We start from the raw sequence: 5,576 nt of genomic DNA on the forward strand, positions 1-5,576 counted from the left end.
ATGCGCTCGCGACGGTCCTGGTCATCGAGGAGGTCGCCCGGGCCTGCGTGAGCGCGAGCCTGATCCCGGCCGTCAACAAGCTGGGTTCGCTGCCGGTGATGCTCTCGGGCTCCGAGGAGCTGAAGAAGCACTACCTCGGCAAGCTCGCGGCCGGAGAGGGTGGCTTCTCCTACTGCCTCTCCGAGCCCGAGGCGGGCTCCGACGCGGCCGCGATGAAGACCAAGGCCGAGCGCGACGGTGACGACTGGGTGCTCAACGGCGTCAAGAGGTGGATCACCAACGCCGGGGAGAGCGAGTTCTACACCGTGATGGCGGTGACCGACCCTGACAAGCGCAGCCGGGGGATCTCGGCATTCGTCATCGAGAAGTCCGACGAGGGCGTCTCGTTCGGCGCGCCGGAGAAGAAGCTGGGGATCAAGGGCAGCCCGACCCGCGAGGTCTACCTCGACAACGTCCGCGTCCCCGCCGACCGGATGATCGGGGAGGAGGGGACCGGCTTCGAGACGGCGATGCGGACCCTCGACCACACCCGCGTCACCATCGCCGCGCAGGCCGTCGGAGTTGCGCAGGGCGCCCTCGACCACGCGCTCGGGTACGCGAAGGAGCGGCAGCAGTTCGGCAAGGCCATCGCCGACTTCCAGGGCCTCCAGTTCATGCTGGCCGACATGGGCATGAAGATCGAGGCGGCGCGGCAGATGACCTATGCCGCGGCCGGGCGATCCGAGCGCAACGACAAGGACCTGACGTTCTTCGGTGCCGCCGCGAAGTGCTTCGCCTCCGACGTGGCCATGGAGGTGACCACCGACGCCGTGCAGGTGCTCGGCGGCTACGGCTACACCCGGGAGTACCCGGTGGAGCGGATGATGCGCGACGCCAAGATCACCCAGATCTACGAGGGCACCAACCAGGTGCAGCGGATCGTGATCGCCCGCCAGCTCCTCGCCGGGGTGCAGTCAGAGCTCTGATCCCGGCGACGCCTGCCCTCAGCCCGTGCCGCGGAGCTGCTGGCAGGTGGTCGAGTCGGCGAACGCGCTCTCCAGCTCGGCGGCGCCGTCGAGCCCGCGGATGTTCTCGACGGCTGTCGTCGTGTCGGTGACCATCGTGGAGAAGGCCTGGGAGACCGCGGACACCGAGTCCAGCATCTCCGGCAGGGTGTTCGAGCTCTCCGCCGCGCGGGCCACGACCTCGGCCTGCTCCTGGAGCTGGTCGGACAAGGTGGACAGCTGCTCGGCAGCCGCCTGTCCGGCCTCGGTGTCTGGTGCGCCGGTGTCCTTCAGGTCGGCGATGAACGTTCGGGTGGCGTCAGCGGCGAACGTCAGGGCATGACGGGCGTCGTTGGCGCTGAGGTTGGCGGCGTCCTTCAACATGGCCCTGGAGTGGGCGACCGCAGCCTGCCAGGTCGTGACCGTGGAGCAGACCTCGTCTGCCCATGCCTCGGCCGCCGTCGGCTCCGGCTCCGCCTGCTGCTGCTCGCCCTCGGAGCCGCCACATCCGGCGGCCAGGGCGAGAACGGCCAGGACGACCAGCCGGGCCAGGTGCCCTCGTGCCACGTGGACGGGGTGAAGCGCGGTGCTGGTCATGTCGACACACCTCCGAAGGGATCCCCGCCCTGCGTCATTCACGGTAGCGCGTCGGAGGTGGGAGCAGGGGCGACCCGCACACCGGGCCGCGGTCGAGCGACCGCGGCCCGGTGACCGGAGGTGATGCGGCCCGGAGGCTACTTGCCGGCGGTCGCCTGCTTGAACGACGTGGCCGGCTTGAACCCGGGGACGCGGGTCGCGGCGATCTGGATCGTCTCGCCGGTCTGCGGGTTGCGGCCCTCACGGGCGCTGCGGTCGCGGGACTCGAACGTGCCCAGCCCGGGGATCTGGATCTTCTGGCCGGATGCGACGGTCCCGGTGATGGTGTCGACGACGGCGGAGAGGACGCGGTCGGCGTCGGCCTTGGACACCCCCGACGCGTCGGCGATGGACTGAACGATCTGGTCCTTCTTCATCGTGCTCCTTGACGGCGTGGTTCGACCGGCTCTCGCGCGGCCCGGACATGGCCTGCCCAGTGGTGCAGGCAGATTTGCGAGGCTACGTCCTCGCTCCGGAAAACACTACGGCCGGGCCCGGTGCGCCTCCGGCCCGGGCGGGGCACCCGGGTGGGGCACCCGGGCGGCGCGTCAGCAGATCTGGGCGCTCAGCGGCACTCGCCGCTGCGCGTCGAGGTCCCGTAGGTAGGCGCCGTCGACCACGCGGTCCCGCGCGTCCCGGACCTCGAGCTCGCAGACCTGACGACCCCGGAAGGTGATGTCCGGAAACCGGTCACCTGGCCCGCTACCCGTCGTCGGGGTCTCCGCGAACTGGTAGGCCCGCTGCTCGGCCACGTGCCAGGCCAGCCGGTCGGCCGCTCCCGGCACCATGGTCACTGCGAAGACGTTGAGCGCGACGAGCAGCAGGCGCGCCAGCACGGAGGCGGCCAGGAGACGGTCGATACCCCAGGCCCGCCGGCCCAGCTGGACGCTCACCACCAGGAAGACGGCCAGCACGACCAGCCACTCGTGGCCCAGCACGATGTAGGGCCCCCGGATGTCCTGCACCACCAGCCACGCCGTGACGGCCCGCACCACCCACCACGCGGGCCCCAGAGCGGTGAGGAAGCCACGCAGGTCACCCGGCACCGAGTCCAGGACCCTGTCCCAGGAGTCGTGCATGCCGTCCATGGCCTCCATGGCGGCCCGTCGCAGGCTCCGCCGCGGGGCTCGACGGCCCATCTCGGGGTCGTGGCCCGCCGCGGAGCGCAGTTCCCGGGCGTAGGACGCCGGGTCACCCAGCGCGCCGGTGCCGTGCTCGGCGACCAGGTCGGCGAGATCCGCCTCGAGCCCGGCCGTGAGCTCCTGCTGCTCCTCGGAGTCGAGGTCGGCGAGGTGCTCGCGGACGGCGGCGACGAAGTCGCGAACCTCGGCGGGGATGGTGGTCTCGTGCACGCTGTGGGTCATGCCGCGGCCTCCTGGGCCTCGATGAGGGAGGTGATGGTGGTGCTGAACGCGCGCCACTCGTCTCGCTGTCGCTCGAGCTCGTCGCGGCCCGCCGTGGTGATGCCGTAGTACTTGCGGTGCGGGCCCTCCTCGGAGGCCACGACGTAGGACGTGAGTGCGCCGGCGCCGTAGAGCCGCCTCAGGGTGCCGTAGACCGAGGCGTCGCCGACGTCTTCCAGCCCTGCCGCGCGCAGGCGCCGTACGACGTCGTACCCGTAGCCGTCCTCGGCGGCGACCACCGCGAGCACGGCGAGGTCGAGCACGCCGCGGAGAAGCTGAGTCGTTTCCATGCGACACACACTACTGCGCGACGCGCACTAGTGCGCGGTCCTGCGCGGTGTGTCGCCGGCTCCGTCGGCCTCACACCAGGTGGTCGAGCGGGTGCTGGTCCCCGGTGGCGGTCTCGATCAGCGCCGCCCTGGTGACCTGGGCCGTCAGCGGCAGCACGTCGTACACGACCCGGGCGACGGTCGGCAGGTCGGCGGTGTGCAGCCTCGGGGCCAGGGTCAGGTGCGGCACCCAGACCCCCGGCCGGTAGTGGCGGTGCAGCTCGGCGCCGGTGCCCAGGGCCGCGGCGACCGTGGCCTCCTGGCGGCTCACGAGGGCGCCCGAGGCGGCGGGGGCCAGCCAGCAGCGACTGCGGCGGAAGGCGCCCAGGGCGTCGAGGTGGAGGACGGCCGGCTCGGCCACCGGCAGCTCGGCCAGCGCACGCTGGACCGCGGGGACCCGATAGGTGCGCAGCGCCGCCAGCGTCAGGTGGGGAACGTGACGGCCGTGGGTGTGCGTCGCCAGACTGGGCACGCCGACTTCCTCGAGTCGGCGCCAGAGCTGCCGGATCGCGGCGTCGGCCGGATCGTCGATCAGCAGGCACACCGCCAGGCTCATCGCGAGGACCGGCCCTTCCGCGCGGCGCTAGGACTCGTCGAGCGGCCGGCGTTCGGCGTTCTCGATGACCTCACGAGCGACCTCGGTGAGCTTCATGTTCATGTCGTTGGACGCCTTGCGGAGCACCTCGAACGCCTCGTCCGAGCCGATGTGGTGGGCCGCCATCAGCAGCCCGATCGCCTTCCCGACCTCACGGTTGCTCTCCAGGCCGCGGCGCAGCGAGTCGGCACGGTCCCGGTTGGCCACCGACATGAGCGCCACCGACGCGAAGGCCGACAGCACGGCACCCTGGTCGGCCCCCTCCTCCCTGAGCGCGTCCGGGGTGTCGGAGAACAGGTTGAGGGCGCCGACCTTCTTGCCCTCTATCACGATCCGGTAGCCGGCCATTCCCCTCACGGGCGTCTCGGCGAGGACCCGCTCGGCGAGCCGTGGCCAGGAGCTGTGCCGGGTGATGTCGGGGTCGATCTGGCCGGCCTCCTCGTCGATCGCGTCGACGCAAGGGCCCTCGCCGAGCTCGCGTTCGAGCGCGTCGATGCGGCGAGCGATGTCGTCGCTGGCCGCCGCGGTCGCGTAGCCGTCACGCTGCGCCAGCATGAGGCTGGCGTGGTCGCAGCCCGCGACGATCCGGGTCGCCATGTCCACCAGGTGCTGGTAGACCTCCTCGAAGGTGGACCCGCTGTAGATCAACCGTGCCAGCGTCTGGAAGACGTGGTAGGGATCGTTGGTGTCAGGTTCGCTCACGGCGACATATTGACACGCGGGAAGTAGCCGCGGGTCAGGTCAGCAGATTCACCAGCTCTTCGTTGAACGCCGGCAGGTCGTCGGGCTTCCGACTGGTGACCAGGTTCCCGTCGCGGACGACCTCGCGGTCGACCCACTCGGCCCCCGCGTTGCGCAGGTCGGTGCGCAGGCTCGGCCACGACGTCACGGTGCGCCCCCGCACCACGTCGGCCTCGACGAGGACCCATGCCGCGTGGCAGATCGCGGCCACGGGCTTGTCGTCGGCGAAGAACTTCCTGACGAAGTTCATCGCGTCCTCGTCCATCCGGAGGTTGTCCGGGTTCACCACCCCGCCCGGCAGCACGAGTCCGTCGTACGCCGCCGGGTCCGCGTCCCCCACCACTGCGTCCACCTCGAACGTGTCGGCCGGGTCCCGGTGCTGGAAGGCCTGCACCCTGCCGGTCTCGGTCGAGAGCAGGTGCGGGGTGCCTCCGGCCCGCTCGACCGCGGCCCACGGTTCGGTCAGCTCGACCTGCTCGACGCCCTCGGGCGCGACCAGGAATGCGATCGTCTTGTCGTTCAGGCTCGCCATCTCGGTCTCCTCCGTCGTGTCGGTGACGACGTGGGGCGTACCCGTCTGTGTCCTCGGCATGCCCTGTTTGCCCCGAGCCCGGGTCGGGTACGACGCCCGCACCAGCGAGAGGGGAGGCGACATGCCGCAGCAAGCCTGGAGCAAGAAGCGTGAGCGCCAGTACGACCACATCAAGGAGAGCCTCGAGGACCAGGGCCGGGGCGAGGACGTGGCCGAGGAGATCGCCGCGCGAACGGTCAACAAGGAGCGGGCCCGGCAAGGGGAGGCCGAGCAGAGCAGCAGGACGTCGACCGACGACATCTCATCCTCCCGCCGCGGCGGCCTGCGGTCCCACTCCGGATCGGGCGGTCGGACCCG

Annotated in this window: 9 protein-coding genes; 2 read left to right on the forward strand and 7 right to left on the reverse strand. The window is 71.1% G+C overall.

Annotation, left to right across the window (positions count from 1 at the left end; genetic code table 11):
* A partial coding sequence (locus VFN12_RS03415; RefSeq protein WP_325117180.1) for an acyl-CoA dehydrogenase family protein occupies window positions 1-965 on the forward strand: 965 nt, incomplete at its 5' end.
* A gap of 18 nt (window positions 966-983) precedes the next feature.
* On the opposite strand, the gene VFN12_RS03420 is transcribed toward VFN12_RS03415, so the two are convergent.
* From VFN12_RS03420 to VFN12_RS03450, 7 genes are all read right to left on the reverse strand, one after another.
* Window positions 984-1,580 (reverse strand): hypothetical protein, encoded by a 597-nt coding sequence (locus VFN12_RS03420; protein WP_325117181.1) that lies wholly within the window; start codon window positions 1,578-1,580, stop codon window positions 984-986.
* Window positions 1,581-1,717: 137 nt separating this feature from the next.
* Complete coding sequence (locus VFN12_RS03425) at window positions 1,718-1,996, reverse strand: HU family DNA-binding protein (protein ID WP_325117182.1); 279 nt, start codon at window positions 1,994-1,996, stop codon at window positions 1,718-1,720.
* A gap of 171 nt (window positions 1,997-2,167) precedes the next feature.
* Window positions 2,168-2,983 carry a hypothetical protein gene (locus VFN12_RS03430; protein ID WP_325117183.1) on the reverse strand — a complete coding sequence of 272 codons (816 nt, stop codon included), beginning with the start codon at window positions 2,981-2,983 and terminating at the stop codon, window positions 2,168-2,170.
* On the reverse strand, window positions 2,980-3,312 hold the full coding sequence (locus VFN12_RS03435; RefSeq protein ID WP_325117185.1) for a PadR family transcriptional regulator: 333 nt from the start codon (window positions 3,310-3,312) through the stop codon (window positions 2,980-2,982). The genes VFN12_RS03430 and VFN12_RS03435 overlap by 4 nt, the downstream gene beginning before the upstream one ends.
* A 70-nt stretch (window positions 3,313-3,382) precedes the next feature.
* Window positions 3,383-3,907, reverse strand: coding sequence for a 2'-5' RNA ligase family protein (locus VFN12_RS03440; RefSeq protein ID WP_325117186.1), 525 nt, complete (start codon window positions 3,905-3,907; stop codon window positions 3,383-3,385).
* Between the two features lie 27 nt (window positions 3,908-3,934).
* Window positions 3,935-4,648, reverse strand: coding sequence for a GAF and ANTAR domain-containing protein (locus tag VFN12_RS03445; RefSeq protein ID WP_325117187.1), 714 nt, complete (start codon window positions 4,646-4,648; stop codon window positions 3,935-3,937).
* Window positions 4,649-4,682: 34 nt separating this feature from the next.
* On the reverse strand, window positions 4,683-5,279 hold the full coding sequence (locus VFN12_RS03450) for a type 1 glutamine amidotransferase domain-containing protein (protein WP_325117188.1): 597 nt from the start codon (window positions 5,277-5,279) through the stop codon (window positions 4,683-4,685).
* A gap of 61 nt (window positions 5,280-5,340) precedes the next feature.
* Here VFN12_RS03450 and VFN12_RS03455 point away from each other — a divergent pair.
* On the forward strand, window positions 5,341-5,576 hold a 236-nt coding region (locus VFN12_RS03455), incomplete at its 3' end, for a plasmid stabilization protein (protein WP_325117189.1).

The organism is Nocardioides sp., from assembly GCF_035703625.1.
Lineage (GTDB): Bacteria > Actinomycetota > Actinomycetes > Propionibacteriales > Nocardioidaceae > Nocardioides.